The 22683-nt window shown below is 59.2% G+C and carries 18 protein-coding genes; 14 read left to right on the forward strand and 4 right to left on the reverse strand.

Features of this window, described 5'->3' with window-relative positions:
* Positions 1-53: 53 nt before the first annotated feature.
* The 7 genes from AOG28_RS17925 to AOG28_RS15815 all read left to right on the forward strand — a co-directional run bounded on the left by AOG28_RS17925 (position 54) and on the right by AOG28_RS15815 (position 8333).
* A protein-coding gene (locus AOG28_RS17925) for an IS5 family transposase (RefSeq protein ID WP_152965456.1) occupies positions 54-907 on the forward strand; the annotation gives its coding sequence in 2 pieces (ribosomal slippage) (positions 54-396 and positions 396-907; 855 coding nt in all).
* 776 nt (positions 908-1683) lie between these two features.
* Positions 1684-2289, forward strand: coding sequence for an acyltransferase (locus tag AOG28_RS18755; RefSeq protein ID WP_152965457.1), 606 nt, complete (start codon positions 1684-1686; stop codon positions 2287-2289).
* A gap of 150 nt (positions 2290-2439) precedes the next feature.
* The gene (locus AOG28_RS15795) at positions 2440-3312 is read left to right on the forward strand and encodes a phytanoyl-CoA dioxygenase family protein (protein ID WP_054557111.1); all 873 of its coding nucleotides are present in this window, start codon (positions 2440-2442) and stop codon (positions 3310-3312) included.
* Positions 3313-3795: 483 nt separating this feature from the next.
* Positions 3796-4869: a dTDP-glucose 4,6-dehydratase gene (gene rfbB / locus AOG28_RS15800; protein WP_054557112.1), complete on the forward strand. Its 1074-nt coding sequence runs from the start codon at positions 3796-3798 to the stop codon at positions 4867-4869.
* A gap of 321 nt (positions 4870-5190) precedes the next feature.
* Positions 5191-6117: a glucose-1-phosphate thymidylyltransferase RfbA gene (gene rfbA, locus AOG28_RS15805; protein ID WP_054557113.1), complete on the forward strand. Its 927-nt coding sequence runs from the start codon at positions 5191-5193 to the stop codon at positions 6115-6117.
* Positions 6118-6442: 325 nt separating this feature from the next.
* Entirely contained in the window at positions 6443-7495 is a 1053-nt protein-coding gene (locus tag AOG28_RS15810) for a glycosyltransferase family protein (RefSeq protein WP_054557114.1), read from the forward strand.
* A 169-nt stretch (positions 7496-7664) separates the two neighbouring features.
* The gene (locus tag AOG28_RS15815; protein WP_082388900.1) at positions 7665-8333 is read left to right on the forward strand and encodes a DUF938 domain-containing protein; all 669 of its coding nucleotides are present in this window, start codon (positions 7665-7667) and stop codon (positions 8331-8333) included.
* 449 nt (positions 8334-8782) lie between these two features.
* Here the strand turns inward: AOG28_RS15815 and AOG28_RS18470 are convergent, their stop codons facing one another.
* The 4 genes from AOG28_RS18470 to AOG28_RS15830 form a co-directional block, all read right to left on the reverse strand.
* A complete protein-coding gene (locus tag AOG28_RS18470) occupies positions 8783-8959 on the reverse strand; it encodes a hypothetical protein (protein ID WP_160317890.1) in 177 nt (58 codons plus the stop codon).
* Positions 8960-9091: 132 nt separating this feature from the next.
* Positions 9092-9445: a hypothetical protein gene (locus AOG28_RS15820; protein WP_152965459.1), complete on the reverse strand. Its 354-nt coding sequence runs from the start codon at positions 9443-9445 to the stop codon at positions 9092-9094.
* Between the two features lie 50 nt (positions 9446-9495).
* Positions 9496-9864, reverse strand: coding sequence for a PH domain-containing protein (locus AOG28_RS15825; RefSeq protein ID WP_054557116.1), 369 nt, complete (start codon positions 9862-9864; stop codon positions 9496-9498).
* A gap of 279 nt (positions 9865-10143) precedes the next feature.
* Positions 10144-11040: a LysR family transcriptional regulator gene (locus AOG28_RS15830; RefSeq protein ID WP_054557117.1), complete on the reverse strand. Its 897-nt coding sequence runs from the start codon at positions 11038-11040 to the stop codon at positions 10144-10146.
* A gap of 454 nt (positions 11041-11494) precedes the next feature.
* Between AOG28_RS15830 and AOG28_RS15835 the strand changes: the two genes are divergently transcribed.
* The 7 genes from AOG28_RS15835 (at position 11495) to AOG28_RS15865 (ending at position 22135) form a co-directional block, all read left to right on the forward strand.
* The gene (locus AOG28_RS15835) at positions 11495-13012 is read left to right on the forward strand and encodes a CoA-acylating methylmalonate-semialdehyde dehydrogenase (RefSeq protein ID WP_054557118.1); all 1518 of its coding nucleotides are present in this window, start codon (positions 11495-11497) and stop codon (positions 13010-13012) included.
* Between the two features lie 103 nt (positions 13013-13115).
* Positions 13116-14873: a GMC family oxidoreductase gene (locus tag AOG28_RS15840; protein ID WP_082388901.1), complete on the forward strand. Its 1758-nt coding sequence runs from the start codon at positions 13116-13118 to the stop codon at positions 14871-14873.
* A gap of 27 nt (positions 14874-14900) precedes the next feature.
* Entirely contained in the window at positions 14901-16313 is a 1413-nt protein-coding gene (locus AOG28_RS15845; RefSeq protein WP_235507057.1) for a CaiB/BaiF CoA transferase family protein, read from the forward strand.
* Between the two features lie 108 nt (positions 16314-16421).
* A complete protein-coding gene (locus AOG28_RS15850; protein WP_200906816.1) occupies positions 16422-17258 on the forward strand; it encodes an enoyl-CoA hydratase-related protein in 837 nt (278 codons plus the stop codon).
* A gap of 68 nt (positions 17259-17326) precedes the next feature.
* Positions 17327-17695, forward strand: coding sequence for a tautomerase family protein (locus tag AOG28_RS15855; protein ID WP_054557119.1), 369 nt, complete (start codon positions 17327-17329; stop codon positions 17693-17695).
* A gap of 204 nt (positions 17696-17899) precedes the next feature.
* Positions 17900-19537: a BCCT family transporter gene (locus tag AOG28_RS15860; RefSeq protein WP_082388902.1), complete on the forward strand. Its 1638-nt coding sequence runs from the start codon at positions 17900-17902 to the stop codon at positions 19535-19537.
* Between the two features lie 87 nt (positions 19538-19624).
* Positions 19625-22135 (forward strand): CoA transferase, encoded by a 2511-nt coding sequence (locus tag AOG28_RS15865; RefSeq protein WP_054557120.1) that lies wholly within the window; start codon positions 19625-19627, stop codon positions 22133-22135.
* The last annotated feature ends 548 nt before the right edge of the window (positions 22136-22683 follow it).

The raw sequence follows: 22683 nt of genomic DNA on the forward strand, positions 1-22683 counted from the left end.
ACGAAAAGTCGTTTTTGCTAATATGATTCATGCACATCCAGCATAGGTGCGGTATGGCAGGACGCTACGAAATCTCTGATAGCCAATGGCAGCTGATCGAAGACATCGTTTCACCGGCTCAATCGATGGGTAGACCCAGTAAAGACGACAGGCAGATGCTGAACGGCATCTTTTGGGTTCTCTGCTCTGGCGCCAAGTGGCGTGACCTTCCCGAACGCTATGGCCCTTGGAGTACTGTCTACACCAGGTTTCGACAATGGCGTGATGACGGTACCTTTGAGGCGGTCTTGTCGCGCCTTCAACTTCAGCTTCGCGAAGATGGCCTGATGGATCTCGAGACCTGGATGATCGATTCAACCGCCGTTCGTGCAACACGCGCCTCCGCTGGTGGAGGCAAAAAGGGGGATCTGAAGAACCCTTAGACCATGCGTTGGGCCGGAGTCGTGGCGGTATCACGACCAAAATCCATTTGATCTGCGATCGCCTTGGCTGGCCCATCGCCTTCACACTGTCGGCCGGGCAAGAGTCGGATACGCGTTACTTCATGCCCACCCTGGAAAAGGTTCATCTACCGGGGAGTCTTGGTCGGCCACGAAAACGTTGCCGCTACATCGTGGCAGACAAGGGCTATGACAGTGACGAGTTGCGCCGTTACTGCGACCGTGCACGAATCAAGCCGGTCATCGCTCAACGAAAGATGAAGCGAAAGCCCCGGCCAGGTCTCCCACGTGGTTTCGATAAACCCATGTACCGTCAGCGAAATATCGTGGAGCGCTCTTTCAGCTGGCTGAAAGAGTTCCGTCGTATTGCGACGCGATATGAGAAATTGGCCCGTAGCTTTTATGCGATGGTATGCGTAGCTTGCATACGCCGCTGTCTACGAGCCGACTTTTCGTACAGAACCTAGGCACGTTCTATCACAGGCCATGATTTCTAGTGACTTTGACTTTTGAATGGGAATAACTCGTGAATTTTTTCGCTTGGGAGTGCCATTGATAAATCATTTGCCGGTTGTATCAATCGTGCAAGGTGAGCGTCAACTCAGCAGACGTCATCTTTATAATACAAGTGTTAAAGCCATATATTTATAATCAATGTGGCAAATCGAATGAACTGCAGATGAATGAGATGTTGAAACTTTTCATTAGCAATATCGGTGATGAGTTAGTGACTCGGCTGATGACTCCTATATGAACTTGAAACAGCTCCTCCTGCGTTCTTGCTGGATGTACAACCACTATATTCCTTTGTAACCAATACACAACAGGCGCCAGTCATTTAATAATGAATGAATACAATCTGATCGGTCTGAGTGTTTCCTATCTTATAGTTCATCAGACAGAAAGAGGGTGCTTTCTAGAGAGGATAGTATCATTATAAACCTTCTCTCTGGTTTACACATTGATCTTAAATTAAAGCTATACGCAAGCTTTAAATAAGTATGTTGATAGGGTTTCACATCGTGGAAAAAGACTATAATACATTTCAAAGAAAGTATAATTAGATCGTAAGATTTTTCGATGTTATTTGTGTTATTCATCTCCGTATTTTGTTAGTGTTGTAAGGTGGTTCGCCTTAAAGCTAGTTTAGCTTATGTAAGTAGTTTAATAAGAGTGGTTCTGCAATTTGTTTTAACATGAAAAGCCATATATTGTTTTCGACTAATATAAATGAGATTGAGCAATGGAAAAAATTAATATCAAAGGTAATTTGAGTCGTCATAATTTGTTTTACTCTAATGATTTAGTAGTTAAGGCTAGGTTTGAAGTTGATCTGAGAGGTAGGGATAATAGCTTGAGAGTTGAAGAGGGCGTGACTGTAACTAATCTGAAGGTTTTATACAAAGGTAGCAATTCTAGTGTATCGATAGGTTGTAATTGCCGTGTAGGCGGTATCATTATAGTAGAAGATAATTGTAGTGTTGTTATAGGCGATGGTACAAAAATAAATAACAATGCTACTAGGATTCATTGTGGTGAATTCGGTACCAGTATTAAGATCGGCGCTAATTGTCTTCTGGCTAATGTAAGATTTAGAACATCTGATCAGCATTCTATTGTGGATCAGCATACTGGTGAAAGACTAAATAAAGCATGTGATATCAAGATTGAAGATAACGTTTGGTTGGCAGAAGAAGTGAATGTTTATAAAGGGGTAACTATTGCAACAGGATCAGTTGTTGCTGCGCGCTCTACAGTTACTAAATCATTGCCCAGTCATTGTTTATGCGCTGGCACTCCTGCTAAAGTTGTAAAAGAGCATATATCATGGGATCACAAAAAGCTATAAGGCATCACTTTATTAGCTTGAGGATCAAAGATTGTGAACTTTTTTCTATGGTTTACTTCAAATAAAAGTTTTAGAAATCTAGGCGTCCTAGCCTATTGTTTAAATAAACTTGGTCTCTTTATAATTAGAGTATCCCTCGCGCATTGGATAATGCGCGTACGTCAGGCTTGGTTTGCCTATGGGGTGCCGCGAGAGCAGCGCAAGGCCTTCCAGCATGATGGCTATCTGCTGCTGGAGGATTTTCTGCCTGCGGAGCAGTACGAGCGGTTGGTCAGGGAGGCAGAGGGAGCACGTGGCGAGATTCGTCAGTGCCGCCAGGCAGATACCTTGACCCGTCGTCGTGTGATGGCGCCGAAAAATGTCGCAGCCTTGCCGGAAATGCAGGCATTGATGCGTGACAAGCGGTTCCGGCGCCTGATGCGTTACTGCAGTGGCCATGCGCGACAGCCCATCATGCATCTGGAGCGTATTCACAATGGCGTGCTTGAAAGCCATGAGCGTGACCCCCAGAAGTCCCTGCATGTGGATACCTTCCAGCCCACCATGAAGTTCTGGCTGTATCTTCAGGATGTGACGCCTGCCCAGGGGCCTTTCATGTTTGTCCCGGGCTCCACGCGCATGTCGTCAGCGCGTCTGTCGTGGGAAAGGCACATGAGCCTGATCGCACGCGACCATCCCAATCGATACACACAGCGTGGGTCTTTCCGTGTGGATGAAGGGGATCTCGAGCGATTTGGTCTAGGCGAGGTCAAGCACTTTGCCGTCAAGGCCAACACACTGTTGATCGCCAATACCTATGGCATGCATGGGCGTGGTGAAGCAGAGCAGGGCAGTACACGCTTTGCACTGTGGGGGATGAGTCGCACGACTCCCTTTTCCCCCTTGCCAGGGCTTGGCTTCGAGTGGATCAATCGTCTCCAATATCGTGTGCTGGAAGCGGAGCGGCAGCGTGATGATCGCAAGGCCGACGCGCGAGGTGAGAAGGCTTCCTGGTTCGTGCCTGCTGACAATGGGGATCTTTGATTCAGGCTCATGTGACAGGGCGTTGTGACAGGGCGTTGTGACAGGGCGTTGTGACAGGGCGTTGTGATAGCGCCAGGAGTCAGTGAGCTTTATTGATGACGTCAGATTTTACGTGTCATCAAGCCCTGAGGCTCATCCTTTAGCCACCTTGCAAGCCAGGCCTCCCTCATGATGGACGAGAGAGTGAAAAGCCCCGTTCGCTACGCGTTCGGGGCTTTTTTGTGCCTGTCATACTGGAGACGGAGTCATCTGGCTCTCTATATAAGTTGGTTCTCATTATGTGGGTATGCCATTCGGGCGAGAAATTTCAGCTGTGATACTGCACGCTAATCGGCCAAGGGCGGGCGGGGCGGTGGCGTATCATCAGAAGACAACAAGGGACGAGCCCGGGGTTGTTGTGTGGTACCCCCATGACTCTGACCCTTGATTCTCTGCACTCTCAATTTTCTTTCTGCGCCGAGTGCGTGGCTGAGGTGGTGAAGCATGAAGTTCCTGATTACCGGCGGTGCCGGGTTCATCGGCTCTGCCGTGGTGCGCGAGCTGATCGATTCGACGTCCCATGAAGTGGTCAACCTGGACAAGCTGACCTATGCGGGCAATCTGGATTCGCTGGAGTCCGTCAGTGATCATCCGCGGTATGTCTTCGAGCATGCGGACATCTGTGATGCCGAGGCGCTGGCACGAATCTTCAGTGTGCATCAGCCGGATATCGTCATGCACCTTGCCGCCGAGAGCCATGTCGATCGCTCCATCGATGGGCCGGAGGCCTTCATCGAAACCAACGTCATGGGCACCTGCCGGTTACTGGAGGCGTCACGCCGTTACTGGAAGCAATTGGCATTGGTGAATCCTGCCAAGGCTGAGACGTTCCGCTTCCATCACATCTCGACCGATGAGGTGTTTGGTGATCTTGCAGAGGATGACCCCGGCTTCACGGAGCAGACACCCTATGCACCGAGTTCGCCCTATTCGGCCAGCAAGGCGGGGTCGGACCATCTGGTAAGAGCCTGGCAGCGGACGTTCGGTCTACCGACAGTGATGACCAACTGTTCGAACAATTATGGCCCCTATCACTTCCCCGAGAAGTTGATCCCCCTGACCATCCTCAATGCCCTGGCGGGCAAGCCACTGCCGGTGTATGGCAATGGCCATCAGGTGCGCGATTGGCTGTATGTCGAGGACCACGCGCGTGCCTTGATCAAGGTGGCGTGCGAGGCGCCGCTGGGGGAGAGCTACAACATCGGCGGGCATAACGTGCAGCGCAATATCGACGTGGTTCGCCTGATCTGTGAGACGTTGGAAGCCTTGGTGCCGCAAAAGCCTCAAGGCCTTGCGCACTACCGTGATCTGATCACCTTCGTGACCGACAGGCCCGGGCACGATCTGCGTTATGCCATTGATGCCGACAAGATAGCGCGTGATCTGGGGTGGCGGCCGCGGGAGACCTTCGAGTCGGGCCTGCGCAAGACGGTTCAGTGGTATCTGGATAATCCTGAGTGGTGGCAGCGGATTCGTGATGGCCGCTATCAGGGAGAGCGTCTGGGAGCCGAGATCTGATCCGGGCACCATGCAGGAGCTGAAGTGACTCAACTGCCTGAGGTGACTTGGCATGAGTCTCATCATGCTCCTGCCTTGCCCAGCTCTGAGCTATATATATTGATTTAGTGATATTTTGATAAGTAGTATAAATAGCAATAAAATGCGCAATCTTGCGGCGAAAACCATACTGCAGGCGGCCTTCTTGCTGTTTACGCTATGAGCTGAATCAGATGCTGCGTCAGGGAGCCCGGTGAGCTTGTCAGTTCGCTGGGTCAGGAAGCGTAGGCACTGACTGATCCGCGACGACAGCGGAAATTCAGCAGGGACAGGGAGCGTAACATGGCACGGAAAGGCATCATTCTCGCGGGGGGCTCCGGCACTCGCTTGCACCCGATCACGTTAGGCGTTTCAAAGCAGTTGCTGCCTATCTACGACAAGCCGATGATCTTCTATCCCGCCTCGGTCCTGATGTTGGCCGGCATCCAGGACATCATGATCATCTCGACGCCTGAGGACTTGCCGCAGTATCAGCAGCTGCTCGGCAGTGGCGAGCAATATGGCGTTCGCTTTGAGTATGCCGTGCAGCCTAGCCCGGACGGGCTGGCTCAGGCTTTCCTGATCGCCGAGGACTTCATCGGTGATGATGATGTCTGCCTGGTGCTGGGGGACAACATCTTCCATGGCCCCAACTTTACGGGCCAGCTCAAGCACGCCGCGTCCCGTGCCACGGGGGCGACCGTCTTCGGTTATCTGGTGCAGGACCCGGAGCGCTTTGGCGTGGTGGAGTTCGACGAGCAGGGCAAGGCGCTTTCCATCGAAGAAAAGCCTGCCCATCCTCGTTCGCCCTTTGCGGTGACCGGCCTTTATTTCTACGACAACGATGTCGTGGAGATCGCCAAGCGCGTCAAGCCTTCCTCTCGGGGGGAGCTGGAAATCACCTGCATCAACAATGCCTATCTGGAGCGGGGCGACCTGCATGTCGAGCGCTTGGGGCGTGGCTTCGCCTGGCTGGATACCGGCACGCATGACAGCCTGCTGGAGGCGGGGCAGTACGTGCAGACCATCGAGCATCGTCAGGGGCTCAAGATCGCCTGCCTGGAAGAGATCGCCTGGGGCAATGGCTGGATCGATGACGATGAGATGCTCGCGCTCGGCCAGCGTCTCAGCAAGACAGGCTATGGCCAGTACCTGCTCAAGCGACTGGAGGATGTGCGCCGTGCCACGGCACTCGGTGAAGACCGCCATGAACTGATACGCGTGGCGTGATGAGAGTCAGCGTCACGCAAAGCACATGACCCGATTCGACATCGGGGTCATCAACCCACAAGGCCCGCAGCTTACCCTGCGGGCCTTGTCGTTTCTGGACTTGGGGCCGTCCAATCGGGCGCTGCCAGCGGCGAATTGGTGCCCAACGCAGGTAACACGTTGATTACATCCGCTACACACCAGCAAAATTTGAGTGGTGTGATGCCCAGAAATCATTAAGCTCAAAGTAAGCGTCCCAGAGTCAGTGTGTGCTCTCGCTCGCGCTTGTTTGGCGGTAACGCCGAACGTGCCGGGACCATGAATGCCTCGAGTAAAGGAGACTGACATGACCGCCTTCCCGACCACTCCTCGTTGGATCGTACTCAGTGATGAAGCCCAGGCGCTGGAAGATATCTACTTCTTCCTGCCTGCCATGGCCGCGTTGCGCAAGGAAGGCACACGTGTCGAGCGTTTTGAAACCCGCCGCTGGAAGTTCTCCCCCAAGCTTGCCCAGGCGCGCCTTATCGGCGCCTGCCTGCTGATCGCGCGTAGCCTGGGGCGAGAATGGATCGAGATGCTGGAAACACACCGTGAGCAGCACGGTCGTATCTGCTACCTCGTCGATCATCTGTATTCGCCTGAGCTGCTGTCAGCGGAGCAGGGCAATGCCACCCCTGAAGCAGGCTCTGAGGCTGAAGCGGCTCAGTTGCAGCAGCGATTGTTCGCGCTGGCGGATGAGATCGTCGTGGTCAGCGAGCAGCTGGAGGCCGCTCTGGCGAGTCTGCATCCCAAAGTCAGCCTGTTGACGCCGCCACTGACCGGCAAGCTGCCGGATCTTCACCATCTCGAGCAGAGCGACTGGTGCATCGGCTTTCACGGCACCCTGGCGCATCGTGAGGACATCCTCACACTGGCCCCGGTGCTGCGCGATATCCAGACCCGACACTCGGACAGTGAGGTGGAGTTGATGATGGGGCGTCATCTGCCGCTGGCGCTCAGCGATATTCCCCGCCTCAAGACGATGGAGGCCGTCAGCTGGGAGGCCTTTCAGGATTATTGCTCGCGGCGTCGAATCGCCATCGGCCTGGCGCCCTTGATGGAGAATTCCGACAACCGTGCCGCCTCCTGGCTGCGGTTTCTCGATATCACCCGCATGGGCGGGGTGGGCATCTACAGTCGCCGGGCGCCCTATGTGGATTTGATCGAGGACGGCGTCGATGGCCTGTTGGTGGGGGATGACCCGGCAGAATGGACAGCCGCTCTCGAGCGCCTGCTGGGCGATCGTGATGCCACGCGTGCCATGGCGCATAACGCGCAACACAAGGCCCATGAAGTGGGTGACCCGCTGCGAGTGTTGGACTTCTGGCGCGCCCGTTCCACGGTGGCGCGTGCCCGCTAGAGTCGTTCATGTGGCCTGCTTCAGATAGCCCGAACGAGATAGCCTGACCGAAATGCCCCGATCCGATCACTGTTTGCTCAAGCGCCGCGCCCCTCAGGGGTGCGGCGCTTTGTTATGATCTCGCCATCTTTTCGTTCTGAGTCATATGCCCTGTTGAAAGGAGTGCTGCATGGCCACCCCCGAGTTACCCGATGACTTGCCCAGCGCAGCGTCGCAATCATCGCAGAAGGATGCCGAGGTGGCGCACAGCCAGCGTCTCGCCAGCCCGGCGGTCGCCCGCAATCGTGACGTGATTCTCGATGTTCTGCGGGATGTGCTGGCCCAGCGACGTCAGGTGCTGGAGCTGGCCAGTGGCAGTGGCGAGCACGCCGTGCATTTCGCCCACGGGCTCCCCCATCTGGAGTGGCAGCCCAGCGATGCCAGCCCGCGTGCGCTGGAATCCATCGCGGACTGGCGGGCCGAGGCCGCACTGCCCAACCTCAAGGCGCCGATCACGCTGGATGTGCAGGCCGAGTGGCCTGAGGTGGCCTGCGATGCGCTGGTAGCGATCAATCTGATCCATATATCACCATGGCGAGTCACATCCGAGCTGATGTTGCAGGCCGGTCGACGCCTTCCGAAGGACGGCGTGCTGTATCTCTACGGCCCCTACAAGCGGGGAGGGCAGCACACGGCGCCGAGCAACGAAGGCTTTGATGTGCAGCTCAAGAGCCGCAACCCGCTATGGGGCGTGCGTGATCTGGAGGCGGTCATCGAGGAGGCAGAGCGCAACGGCTTGCGGCTCGACAAGGTGGTCGAGATGCCGGCGAACAATCTGAGTGTGGTCTTTCGGCGTTAGCGCTGGCGGTCAGTAGGCCGTCAGAGGTGGTGAGTTCACCTCATGTGGCCCACTCACTACGACAATGCCCCGTCCTGTCGCCAGGCCGGGGCATTGTCGTGTCTTGGCGAGGGAAATGCGGCTGCACGGGAGTGCGCAAGCGCTTGAATTCCCGACTCACCTTCAATAATGGCCGCTATCTATTTATCTATCTATGGATGTATTGATGCTACCAACCTGACCGACATCAAACGGGGAATACCACAGCCCCTTTGCCGCGCAACGAGTGTTATAAGGCATCCTGCTTGCGTAGGCTGAGTGCAGCGGGGAGACGCAAGCGGAAGCGATAGCGCCGGCCTGGGAGGTGATCCAGCGGGCAGTGTCGAGAAAGGTGGCGTTTACCGGGGCAGACGTTTCCAGGCGATAGATTCGCGAAGGGCTACACATCAGGCTACCCCAACGTCGGTAACTCACGCGTCTGGCGTCTCGTCACCGTCGTCTTCCTTGAGCGAGCCTTCTGCCAGAGGGGATGAGAAAGGTTGCGGGTCGTGAGAGGCAGACCTTGCGTCACTTTCCATGGTAAAGGGCAGCAGAGCTGACAACAGGACCGCCGCGAACAGCGAGAACAATGAATCGAAGTGTTTCATTCGCATACCCCTCTAGACCGTGAGTGTGTCTACAGAGCCTATGCCGCCCAAGGCCTGATTGCCTTCCGGTAATCTCGATATGGGCTAGTGGCGCAACCGATGTCACCCCCTTTAGGCGTAGTAACCGAGGTATCAGCGAGCGTCGGGTTCTCGCTCGGTATCATTCCAGTCGATCACATGGCTGATGATCTTCCAGCCGGCCTTGCGTGCCGCCTTCTCGGCATGGATACGCGCTTCCATTCGCGAGATGCTGTCGGTCTGCACCGTGAAGGGCACTTCCAATGCCAGTCGCTTCTGCTTGACGCCAAGCGTCACACGCAGTCCCTTGAGGGGAGTGGTGGTCTCTCTGGCGCGTGGTGCTTCAGGACGCGCGCGAGGAGCGGTATCACGGGAGGTTGAGCTGGCGGTTCTGTTGGTACTGCGCACGAACTTGTCGAGTTCGCGTTTCATGCTTTCTTCGAACTGGTCGACTGACATGTCACTCATCTGGGTAACCCCGTTTGATCAAAGGAATTCACATCTGAAGCAGCAGGGAGTCAACACACATAGGTGGTGATGACTTGCGAGATTTCGGTAAGGCGTGTCTTGCCGGTAAATTCAAATCTCACCGTGCCGAGTGCCGAGAAATAGATCGTGAGCTCTGAATCAAGATCAAAGGTGCCGGAAGTTTCGATGGAATAGGTTTCAATTTTCTTGTAAGGGAGGGAGGTAAAGTCTTTCTTGCTGCCCGTCAATCCTTGAACATTGACAGCGATAATACGTTTGTTGGTAAACACGACCCCGTCACGCATTGATTTATAGGCTGAAATGATTTCTTCGCCATCGATCAGCAGGTCATTGACGCGTTCGGCATATTCATCGTTCTGTTTGAGTTTAAAAAAGCCTTTATTATTGAAATCTATCATTGTATTACCTTGTGATTCGACAGTGCTGCCATCTGGGGATACTTCGCTAGCGCATGAGCAGGGGCCATCCCTCGGCCTCTGGCGGGACATGCGGCTTTTTCAGTATCACGACTAGAATAATCCATCCCGCGCCAACGGAGTAGCCCCGCGCCCTGACACCAGAGCTCCGAGGCGATCAAGTGTGCTGCATGGCCGTGCAAGAAGGGAGAACGCGGAATGCACACCTGCCTCTCTGGTCAGCATGACGCTTGCTGTCCGATCTCGGAAGGCCACCTTCCTTCACTCGGACGGCCAGACCTCTTCGAGACTTTGCAGAGCGGCTTCGACACAGGGTTCGTGTTGCTTGTCGTGCCGCCACACCACACTCAAGGCGCAGGGCAGGCGGGTATCCGGCACGATATTGAGGCCACGTTCCTGACGCTCGGCCAGCGCCAATACATCACGGGCCAGTGTCAGCCCGACGCCGGCGCGCACCAGATCCAGCATGCAGACTTCCTGGTCCACCTGCGCCACGCGGTGAGGGGTGCACTGACTGTCGCGCATGGCATGTGCCAGCAGGCGTGAGTGAACGGAGTTTTCCGGCGTCACGATCCATGGCAGGGCGGCCAGGGAAGGCCAGTCAGTCTCCGTCAGGCGCGCTGACCAGCCGCTGGGGGCGAGAATGAAATAGTCGAAGAATGCCAGCTCGCGATAACAGAGGGAGTCATCACGTGGGCCTTCTCCGGGGGGAGCGAGGTAGAAGCCGATTTCCAGCTCATTCTGGCGCAGCGCCTTGAGGACACAGCCGCTCATGCCGTGGTGGAGTTCCGTTTCCAGATTGGGTGCGCGTTCCAGAAGATGGCGCAGCAAGCTACCCAGACGAATGAATTCCGGGTCGACGATGGTGCCGATGCGCAGCTTGCCGCGCACTGTGCTGTGCAGTGCCGCGGCGGCCTGCTCGAAGCCACGTGCGCTGGCCAGGGTCTTCTCGGCACTGGGCAGCAAGGCCTGGCCATCGGCCGTCAACAACAGGCCATGGGGGTGACGCTCGAACAGGCTCAATCCCAGGCCTTCCTGCAATTGCTTGAGCTTGAGGCTGATCGCGGGCTGGGTGAGGTGCAACGCCTGCGCCGCTCGCGACACGCTGCCGGTGCGCGCCACGGTGACAAAGGCGTTGAGTCGGGACAGATCCTGCATCAGTGACATCCATGTGTTTGGCATTTTCTGGCCGGCGAGAGACGTGCTGCTGGCCCTGCATCACGCATTGTGGCCTGAATGCGTTCTCTGCCACCTATTGGCCATTGGTCGCGGTAAGCCGTGTTCACCCGGGTCAGGCCTCGTGATCGAATCGCCTGCCACTGTCGAAACACCTTCCTTCTTTTTCGTTGTAACTGATTGATTGTAAACGCTTGACTGTTGCTCTGGTTCTCGAGGGAAGCGGAGAAGTTTCTGAGCGAAATCGGATATCAGCAATCGTTATATCTCACCCAAGAATTACTCAATTGCACCCTGCGCGTGGCGGCGTAATTTCATGAACACCTGCTGATGGCATGTCCTCGTTCGTCATTGACCAGGCGAAGGACCTTCAGCGCCAGACATGTGCATTACACAGGCTTATTCCTATAAAACACCGCCAGCGGAGATCAGCACCATGACGACAGCAGCCAACGCTATCCAGCATTTCATCAACGGCCAGGTGACCCGAGGCGATTCCAGCGCCACTCAGGATGTCTTCAATCCGGCCACCGGCAAGGTGACCGGTCAGGTCGCGCTGGCCCGCAACAGTGATGTCGATGCCGCCGTGGCTGCTGCCGACGCCGCTTTCCCGGCCTGGGCCGACACGCCGCCGATTCGCCGTGCCCGAGTGATGTTCAAGTTCCTCGCACTGCTCAACGAGCACAAGGACGAGCTGGCGGAGGCGATCACCCGCGAGCACGGCAAGGTATTCACCGACGCCCAGGGCGAAGTGGCACGCGGCATCGATATCGTCGAATTCGCCTGCGGTATCCCGCAGCTGCTCAAGGGTGACTTCACCGACCAGGTCAGCACCGGCATCGACAACTGGACGATGCGCCAGCCGCTGGGCGTCGTCGCCGGCATCACGCCGTTCAACTTCCCGGTGATGGTGCCGATGTGGATGTTCCCGGTCGCCATCGCGGCAGGCAACAGCTTCGTGCTCAAGCCGAGCCCGCTGGACCCCAGCGCCTCACTGATGATGGCGGACCTGCTCAAGCAGGCGGGCCTGCCGGATGGCGTCTTCAACGTGGTGCAGGGCGACAAGGATTCCGTCGAGGCGCTGATCGATCACCCCAAGGTGCGCGCCCTGTCCTTCGTGGGCTCGACCCCGATCGCCAACCTGATCTATGAGCGCGGCGCACGTCACGGCAAGCGCATCCAGGCACTGGGTGGCGCCAAGAACCACATGGTGGTGATGCCGGACGCCAATCTCGACAAGGCGGTGGATGCCCTGATCGGCGCGGCCTACGGCTCCGCGGGTGAGCGTTGCATGGCCATCAGCGTCGCGGTGATGGTGGGCGATGTGGCGGACACCCTGGTGCCGCGTCTGGCCGAGCGTGCCCGCGAGCTCAAGATCAAGGACGGCATGAATCTGGACGCCGAGATGGGTCCGATCGTCACCCGTCAGGCGCATGAGCGTATCTGCGGTTACATCGAAAAGGGCGTCGCGGAAGGCGCCGAGATGATCGTCGACGGGCGTGAGTTCTCCGGTAACGACATCGGCGGCGACAGCACTGAAGGCTTCTGGATGGGCGGCACGCTGTTCGATCACGTCACGCCGGACATGACCATCTACAAGGAAGAGATCTTCGGCCCGGTCCTGGCCTGTGTCCGCGTGCCGGACGTCGCGACCGCCATCCAGCTGATCAACGACCACGAATTCGGCAACGGCGTGAGCTGCTTCACCGAGAGCGGCAGTGTCGCGCGTGAATTCGGGCGCCGCATTCAGGTCGGCATGGTCGGCATCAACGTGCCGATTCCGGTCCCGATGGCCTGGCACGGTTTCGGTGGCTGGAAGAGCTCCCTGTTCGGGGACACCCACGCCTACGGTGAAGAGGGGGTGCGTTTCTATACCAAGCAGAAGTCCATCATGCAGCGCTGGTCGGATTCCATCGATGCCGGTGCCGAATTCGCCATGCCGACGGCCAAGTAAGTCGCTCGCGACTGGGCCATCTGCACTGTCGCCATCTGCATCGTAGTCATCTGCATTCTGGTTACCTACCAGCATACGCCAGCTGTCTGGAGAGGGACGCGCCATGTCAGACAACAAGAACAACCCGCATCGATCCCCGGAGGGCGAGCAGGACGCTCGCCCCGCCAAACCGGGCGACGATCTCTCTGAATTCGATTACATCATCGTGGGCGCCGGTTCCGCCGGCTGCCTGATGGCCAATCGCCTCAGCGCCAACCCTGACCACCGCGTGTTGCTGGTCGAGGCGGGCGGACGTGACAACTACCACTGGATTCACATTCCGGTGGGCTATCTGTACTGCATCAACAACCCGCGCACCGACTGGATGTTCCGCACCGAGCCGGACAAGGGCCTCAATGGCCGTTCGCTGATCTATCCGCGCGGCAAGACGCTGGGCGGCTGTTCCAGCATCAACGGCATGATCTACATGCGCGGCCAGGCGCGGGATTACGATCACTGGGCTGAGGTGTCCGGCGATGACGAGTGGCGTTGGGAGCAGTGTCTGGCTGACTTCATGCGTCACGAGGACCACGCGCTGCTGGATGACGGCGCCAGCAGTGATCCTGAGCAGCGTGATTTCCATGGTCACGGCGGGGAGTGGCGCGTCGAGCGTCAGCGCCTCAACTGGGAAGTGCTGGATGACTTCGCCAGTGCGGCCGAGCAGGCCGGCATTCCGCGCACCAAGGACTTCAACCGTGGCAGCAATGAAGGGGTGGCCTATTTCGAGGTCAACCAGCGTGCGGGCTGGCGCTGGAACACGGCCAAGGCCTTCCTGCGCCCCGCGCTCAAGCGCAGCAACCTGACGCTGTGGCATTCCACCCAGGTCAATCGTCTGCTGTTTGCGGGCGGCGAGCAGGGCATGGGGGCTGAAACAGGGGCGGCGAAAGAAGCTACCGATCTGCGCTGCACGGGGCTGCAGGTCGTGCGTGACGGCAAGGTCATCAACCTCTCGGCGAAGCGTGAAGTCGTGCTGTGTGCCGGCGCCATCGGCTCGCCACATCTGCTGCAGGTTTCGGGCGTCGGACCCAGGGCATTGCTGGAGGAACATGGCGTCGAGGTGGTGAAGGACCTGCCCGGCGTCGGCGAGAACCTGCAGGATCACCTGCAGATCCGCTCGGTCTACAAGGTCACCAATGCCAAGACCCTGAACGCCATGGCCAGCACCTTGCTGGGCAAGATGGGCATCGGCATGCAGTACCTGTTCAAGCGTTCCGGGCCGATGAGCATGGCGCCGTCGCAGCTGGGGGCCTTCACGCGCAGCAGCGATGACTACGCCCATCCCAACATCCAGTACCACGTCCAGCCACTGAGCCTCGAGGCCTTCGGGCAACCGTTGCATCCCTTCCCGGCGATCACCGCGAGTGTCTGCAATCTCAACCCCACCAGCCGTGGCACGGTGCGTCTGCAGAGCGCCGACCCGCGTCAGGCCCCGGCCATCGCGCCCAACTACCTGAGCACGGAAGAAGACCGCAAGGTCGCGGCCGATTCCTTGCGGGTCACGCGGCGCATCGCCTCCCAGCCTGCCTTTGCGCGTTACAAGCCCGAGGAGATCAAGCCGGGGGTCGAGTACCAGACTGATGAAGAGCTCGCCAGGCTAGCCGGCGATATAGGCACCACCATCTTCCATCCGGTGGGCACCACGCGCATGGGGCGCGCGGACGACCCGATGGCGGTGGTCGACAGCCGTCTGCGTGTGCGCGGTATCCAGGGATTGCGGGTGGCGGATGCCGGCATCATGCCGACCATCGTCAGCGGCAATACCAACTCGCCGACCCTGATGATCGCGGAAAAAGCCGCGGGATGGATCCTGAACGCACAGTAATACGCCACGACTTTGGGAGTTGACCGGATGGCCATCTCGACGCAGACGGAACTCAAGAAGGGGCCACTGGACGGGATCACCGTGCTGGATTTCTCACGGGTACTCGCCGGGCCTTATTGCACCATGGTGCTGGCTGACCTGGGCGCACGTGTCATCAAGGTGGAGAAGATCGGGACCGGAGACGATACCCGCGAATTCGGTCCCTTCGTGGAGGGAGAAAGCGCCTATTTCAGCTGCTTCAACCGCAACAAGGAAAGCATCGTGCTGGACATCAAGTCGCCTCGTGACCGCGAGCTGCTTGAGCGCCTGCTGGATGAGGCGGATGTGCTGGTGGAGAACTTCCGTCCCGGGGTGATGGACCGCCTGGGCTATGGCCCTGAGCGCTTGGCCAGAACGCATCCTCACCTGATCTATTCCTCGATCTCTGGCTTCGGGCACACCGGCCCCTTCAGCGAACTGCCCGGCTACGACATGGTCGTGCAGGCCATGGGCGGCATCATGAGCCTGACCGGCTGGCCTGACGGTGAGCCTGCCCGCGTGGGGACCAGCTTTGGCGACCTGAGCGCGGCGCTGTTTGCGGCGGTGGGCATTCTCGCATCGCTCTATAGCCGCACCCGGGATGCCCAGGGCACGCGGGTGGATATCGGCATGCTCGACTGCCAGGCGGCGCTGATGGAAACGGCGCTGGCGCGCTTCGATATCGAAGGCAAGGTGCCGCATCGCACCGGCGATTGCCATCCTTCGCTGGCGCCGTTTGAAAGCTTCAATGCGCAGGATGGCAAGCTCGTCATCGCGGCCGGCAACGACACCTTGTTCCTGTTGATGGCCGATGCCATCGGTGCGGCGCGGTTGGCCTTCGATCCGCGTTTTCTCAGCAACGACATGCGCTGCAGGAATCGTCCGGAACTGGTGATCGAGATGGAAAAAATCCTGGTGCAGCAGCCGGTTCATCATTGGGTGGATCTGCTCAATGAGGAGGGCGTGCCGTGCTCGCCGATCAATACCATCGACAAGCTGTTCGATCACCCGCAGCTGAAGGCCCGCAACATGATCGTTCAGGTCCAGGGCAAGGCCGGCAAGCCATTCAGGACGGCGGGCAATCCGATCAAGCTCACGGGGCGCCGGGACATCGACAGTCAGGTGCCCTGCAGTGCGCCGGGCCTTGGCCAGCATCGCGAGGCGATTCTGGACGAGTTGATGGCACGCCATGGTGCCTATCATCTGCCCGAATCTGACCGCCAGAAAGACGGCGGACAGACCGCCGAGAATGGCAGCAAACAGAGCGGTGAACAGAGCAGCGAGAATGGCAGCGCACACAAGGCCCGTCCGGCTCGCAAGTCATCAGGTACCGCCGCGAAAACGCGCGGCGCAGCGCCAGACGCCGCGTCATCCAGTGACGCGTCATCGCCCAGTACCGCAACGTCCGGCGATGCGCAGTAAGTACGCCGAACTGACGCCGAATTTACGCAGAACTCACGCCAGAACTCACGCCAGAACTCACGCCAGAACTCACGCCAGAGTGACGCCACCCGACATCGGGAGACAAGAATGAACAAGATGGTGAAATCGCAACCCCAGGCCAAACAGTCGGCGTCTGACGCGCCGGAGCCGGAAAATCTCGAGATGATCGTCGTCGAGCGCCGCGAGCGCGTAGGGTTGATCATCCTCAATCGCCCGAAAAGTCTGAATGCGCTCAACCGCCAATTGGCCGAGGAGACGCTGGCGGTCCTCCGCGAGCTGGACGCCGACCCGGGCATCGGCGCCATCGTCATCACCGGTAATCCCCGCGCCTTTGCCGCCGGTGCGGACATCGAGGAAATGGCCGAGAAGTCTTTCACTGATTTCTACATGGATGACTTTCTCTCGCCCTGGGACGAGGTGCGCAGGATTTCCAAGCCGATCATCGCCGCCGTCAGTGGTTTCGCCCTCGGTGGCGGCTGTGAACTGGCCCTGCTGTGCGACTTCATCATCGCCTCGGAAGACGCCCAGTTTGGCCAGCCGGAAATCAAGCTGGGCATCCTGCCGGGCATCGGCGGATCACAGCGCCTGGCCCGCTCGGTCGGCAAGGCGATGACGATGGATATGGTCTTGACCGGCCGCAACATCGGCGCTCAGGAGGCCAAGGAGATTGGCCTGGTGGCGCGGGTCGTGCCCAAGGATGAGTTGATGCAGAACGCGCTCGAGGCCGCGCATACCATCGCGGGCTACAACACGCCGGCGGTCAAGATGGCCAAGTCAGCCGTCAACACGGCATTCGAGACCCCGCTCAATGAGGGGCTTCGTCAAGAGCGTCTGCTCTTTCAGGCCGCCTTCGCGACCGAGGGCCAGAAGGAGGGCATGAGCGCCTTCGTTGCCAAGCGAGCGCCGGTCTTCCGTCATCGCTAGGCCCCGGGGTCTGGCAAGTTCGATGTTCATTCACCGCACCCCTTGTCCGGGTGCCAGCGGAGGCCATGATGCCCTTTGTCACGATCAATGTTCTGAAAGGCAAGTCTGATGCTTATCGCAAGGCGATTGCCGATGAGGTCAATGCCGCCGTCATCGAGACCCTGGATTTCCCGGCAGATGATCGCTACCAGGTGATCCATGAATGTGCCCATCAGGACCTCGAATTCCAGTCACGTGATCAGGACCGCGTGATGATGCATCTGGTGATGCGCAGCGGAAAGCCGGACCAGGCCAAGAAGGCGTTCTACGCCAGAGTGGTCGAGGCGCTGGGCAGAAACCCGGGGATTGCCCCCGGCAACGTCCTGATCACGATCTCGGAGAATCACGATATCGATTGGTCATTCGAGGATGGCATTGCGCAATTCTGTCCCGATTGAGCGGGACTGACGAGTCTCGGCCTCGTTTGTGCCGTGTTTGAGACGTGACGGCAAGCGATGGACGCGTCAGAGATTCCGACTTTGGACAGCCAGACTCTTTAGCCCCTTTCAACACCATGCGTTGAGTGGTCCACCAGTGATACGCCAATCGCGGTGGACCTCGCCTAAACACCGAACCGCATAACCACAATAACGGTGATCAACATGAGCAGTTCTGCGCCCAAGACGGCTTCCGGCAGCGGGAGCCCGACATGCGAGCCCCGCGCCTCCCATAAGGCCCGCGACGAGATCGACTGGCGGGTTTTCCTGCCCTCGGTGCTCGTCATCGCTGGCCTCATCATTCCCATCATCCTGTTTCCCGAGTCCGGTGAGGCTGCCGTCAATGCGGCCTTCGCCTTCGCGACCGGCAATTTTGGCTGGCTTTACCTGCTGGCGGGCTTCTCCGTCGTCGTGTTCCTGATCGGTCTGGCGTTCAGCCGCTACGGCAACGTCCGTCTGGGCGGCCCGCAGGACACACCGGAGTTCTCGTATTTCAGTTGGGTCGCGATGATCTTCGCCGGCGGCATCGGTATCGCCATCGTCAACTGGGCATGGGTCGAGCCGATCTACTATTTCACCGGCCCGCCATTTGACGTCAAGGCCGGCAGTGATGCGGCGGCCGAGTGGGCGTTGGCCTATGGCCAGTTCCATTGGGGACTGACGCCCTGGGCGTTCTATTGCCTGCCGGCGATTCCCATCGCCTATTCCATGTATGTCCGCAATCGCCCGGGCGTGCGTCTGTCCGTGGCCTCCAGCGGCGTGCTCGGCAAGCGTGCCGATGGCTGGTGGGGCGTGTTGCTGGATGCCGTGGTGGTGTTCGGCATCGTCGGCGGTGTCGGCACCTCGCTGGGGTTGGCGGTGCCGCTGGTATCACGACTGCTTGGCGATCTGCTGGGCATCGAGCCGTCCTTTGCGCTCAACCTGGGAGTGCTGCTGATCTGGACGGCGATCTTCTCCGCCAGTGTGTGGTTCGGGCTGGCCAAGGGCATCAAGATTCTCTCCGACATCAACGTGATTCTGGCCATCGCCTTGCTGGCCTTCACCTTCATCGCCGGGCCATCGCTGTTCATGGTGGAAGGCTGGGTCAACAGTCTCGGCACCATGCTGTCGAGCTTCGTGACCATGAGCCTGTGGACCGACCCGGTGGGCGATTCGACCTTCTGGAAGGACTGGACCGTCTTCTACTGGGCCTGGTGGATCGCCTACGCGCCGATGATGGGGCTGTTCGTCGCCCGTATCTCGCGGGGGCGCACCATCCGTGAACTGATCATCGCCGAGCTGGTGTTCGGCTCGCTGGGCTGCTGGGTGTTCTTCGCGGTCTGGGGCGGTTATGCGCTGGACCTGCAGGTGAGTGGCACCCTGGATGTCGCGGCTGCGCTCAGCGACGGCGGTATCCCCGGCGCCGTGTCCGCGATTCTCGCCACGCTGCCGTTCTCCGAGCTGATCACCGCAAGCTTCATCCTGCTGTGCTTCATCTTCCTGGCCACCACCCTGGACAGCTCGGCCTATGTGCTGGCGTCGGTGACCACCCGTGAGCTCTCCGGGTATCAGGAGCCCAAGCGCAGTGTACGTCTGATCTGGGCCTTCCTGATTGCCGGGGTCGGGGTGGCATTGATCCAGCTGGGCGGCCTCAAGGCGGTGCAGACCTCCACCATCGTGGTCGCGCTGCCGATGATTCCGGTGCTGTTCATCCTGACCTGGTCGCTGGTGCGCTGGTTGCGCCAGGACTTCGCTCGCAAGGTTCTGGAACCGCATCTGGTGCTGGAGACCCCCAGCCCGCGCGATGACGCCAAGCCTCGCTGAGTGCACTTTTTTCCTGTCTCTCTCAACACATGACGCTCACCGGGGCTGACGCGACCCGCATGCCCCCCGGACAGAAGGACCGCACCGATGACAATCCACTCCGAAACCCGCCTGCCGCTGACTGACGTCAAGGTCATCGATTTCGGTCAATACATGGCGGGCCCGGCCGTCGCCATGATCCTCGCCGACCTGGGCGCTACCGTGGTTCACGTCGACCCGCCCGGCGGGCCGTTGTGGCAGTCGCCGGCCAACGCCACGCTCAATCGCAACAAGCTGATCGTCTCGCTGGACCTCAAGTCAGAGGAGGGCGTCGGGCAGGCGCTGGCGCTGATCGAGGAGGCCGACATCGTGATCGAGAGCTTCCGCCCCGGGGTCATGAAGCGGCTGGGCATCGACTTCCAGGCCCTGCGCGAGGAGCGCAATGAGCTGATCACGCTGTCGATTCCCGGCTTTGCCTCCAATGACACCCTGCGCCGCGACTGGCGCGCCTTCGAGAGCGTGATCGCCGCCAATTCCGGCGTCTTCACCGACATGGGCCTCAACCGGGTGCTGATGGGCATCAACCCGTCCTTCTCGCCGCTGCCGCTGGGCTCGGCCTACGGCACCATGCTGGCGGCTTCCTCGGTGGTACTGGCGCTGCAGGCCCGCGAGCGGACCGGCATGGGCGACGAGATCGAGGTGCCGCTGGTCTGCGCGCTGATGGAAGGGCTCTGCTACAACTCGATCAAGATCGAGGGCCTGCCGGAGCGATACAAGACCCAGCGCGAGAAGGAGATCGAACGTCGGCGTATCGAAGGCCAGCCGATGAATCTCGACTACGACGAGCTGCAGGAGCTGCTTGATCCCTTCTATCGCAGCTACAAGTGCAAGGATGGCCGCATGTTCTATGTGGTCTGTCCGAGTCATCGCGAGCACGCCAAGCGCTGCCTGAAGGTACTGGGCCTCTACGATGAGCTGGTCGCCGAAGGCATGAGCGAGGAGCCGGATACCTATCGCCCGAGCAGCGAATGGCAATCCGACATGTCGCTGGGCGTCTATCCGTTGCCCAAGTCCTGGGCTGACCATATCGCGGCGCGCATGAAGGAAGTCTTCCTCACGCGCACCTCCAAGGAATGGGAGAAGATCTTCGGCAAGGGCAAGTTCCCCGGTGCGCCGCAGCGCTGGCTGCAGGAGTGGATCCACGATGACCACGCCGAGACGGCGGGCCTGATGGTCGAGGTCGAGGACCCGGAATTCGGGCTGATGATCCAGCCCGGCCCGATGGTGTGGATGGCCGACAGCGGCCAGGAGATGCTGACGCCCAGGCCGCGGCGCTGGGTGAGCGTCACCCATGCGCTGTCGGTGCTGACCCGTATCGAGACCAAGCTGCCGCGGGTGCGGGCACGCAATGCCCGCGATGGCTGGCTGGAAGGCGTCAAGATTCTGGATCTGTGCAACGTGATCGCCGGGCCGCACTCGGTGGCGTATCTGGCGCGCTTCGGTGCCGAGGTCATCAAGGTCGATCCGGCCAAGCCGTTCTATGACTGCTGGAATACCGTCATCTTCGGCCTGTCGCACATGCGCTCCAAGCGCTCTCTGCTGACCGACGTCAGACAGCCCCGCGGGCGTGCCATCCTGGATGAGCTGATCCGCCAGAGTGATGTGGTGGTCTGGAATGCCACCGACCGGCAGGTGGCCTCCATGGGCCTGAGCGAGGAGGCCATGCGCGAGCTCAACCCGGACGCCGTCTTCTGTCAGCTGGACTGCTTCAGTGGTGTGCTGCCCGGGCCGCGCACCAACTACCTCGGCTATGACGATCTGGTGCAGGCCACCACCGGCATCATGCTGCGCTTCGGTGGCAGCATGGACACTCCCGAGGAGCACGCCCACGTCGGCACCATCGATGTCATGTGCGGCTTTGGCGCGTCGCTGGGGATTGCCACCGCGCTGTATCGCAAGCTCAAGACCGGCCGCACCTCGCGCATCAAGACCTCGCTGTCGGCGCTGAGCGGTCTGGCCCAGCTGCCGTTCTGCTATGACTATGAGCGCCGTGGCCTGTTCGACGAGCCCTCCGGTCGTGAGGCGACCGGCTACGATGACCTGGCTCGTTTCTATTCAGCCTCCGATGGCATCCTGCTGGTCAGTGTCTATGAGTCGGAGCTGGAGAAATTCCGCAAGGTCGAGGGGTTGGAAGAATTGCCGGAAATCCCGCGTGAGGAGCGTGCCGCCTACCTGGCACCGCGTTTCATCAGCGCGCGAGCCAATGACTGGGTCGAGCGACTGCAGGCGGCGGATATCGCCGCGGCCGTGTGCGAGAACCTGGAGACATTGCGCTCCTACAACGTCCACCCGGCTGGCGAGCGGACCGGGATCGATGCCGGCAGCTATTCGTTCTCGGTCTACTCGGATCACCCCAGTGGTCACGAGATCACCCAGCTTGATCCCTACGCCATCCGTCCGCGGCGTGGACGCATCTACCCGCTGTCGCCGGCCGAGAAATACGGCGCCTCGACCCGCTCGGTACTCAAGGGGCTTGATCACAGCGATGAAGAGATCGATCAGTTGATCGAGGAGGGCGTGGTGTCCGAAAGCTGGAGTGAGGAGTACCTGCCAAGCTGATCGCGCCATACGGTGCCTGTTCACTGAGGGCCGCCGACTAAAGGCTGTCGATAGCGCCTGAGACGTTCAAACACCTCATCTCGTGATTCACGAGGTGGGGCGTTTTCGTGACCCAGTACGTCAGCCAGTGCTGATCGCTCAAGGCCGGCTTGTCTGACCCTGAGCTTGCCGGGGTCAGCTTCCGGCGCATGAGAAGTGCTCAAGCGCTGAGCGTCTTGTGACACGAGGCAAACGTGGATGATGCGGCTCTTGATAGTGGCGCATCGGCTGGCGAGACCCTCGCGAAGCAAAAGCGGAAAGACTGCCGCGCAAGATGCTGGCTTCTGCGTGACAGTCGCCGCTCATGAGCGCTTGAGACCCACAGGCCGCCGACATTGACGTGTCGGCGGCCTGTTCGCGTCTGGCGGAAACTTGGTCGAGGAGGGCGCGAAGAAGGCACGAGGAGAGCGCGAGGAGGGGGAGCGCGCAGCGCGGGGTTAATGAATTAAATTCATGATTACATGAGAAAATACCGTGTCGCGATTCATGCTCCCCGCGGTTGCCGGGAA

This window comes from Cobetia sp. UCD-24C, assembly GCF_001306765.1.
Lineage (GTDB): Bacteria > Pseudomonadota > Gammaproteobacteria > Pseudomonadales > Halomonadaceae > Cobetia > Cobetia amphilecti.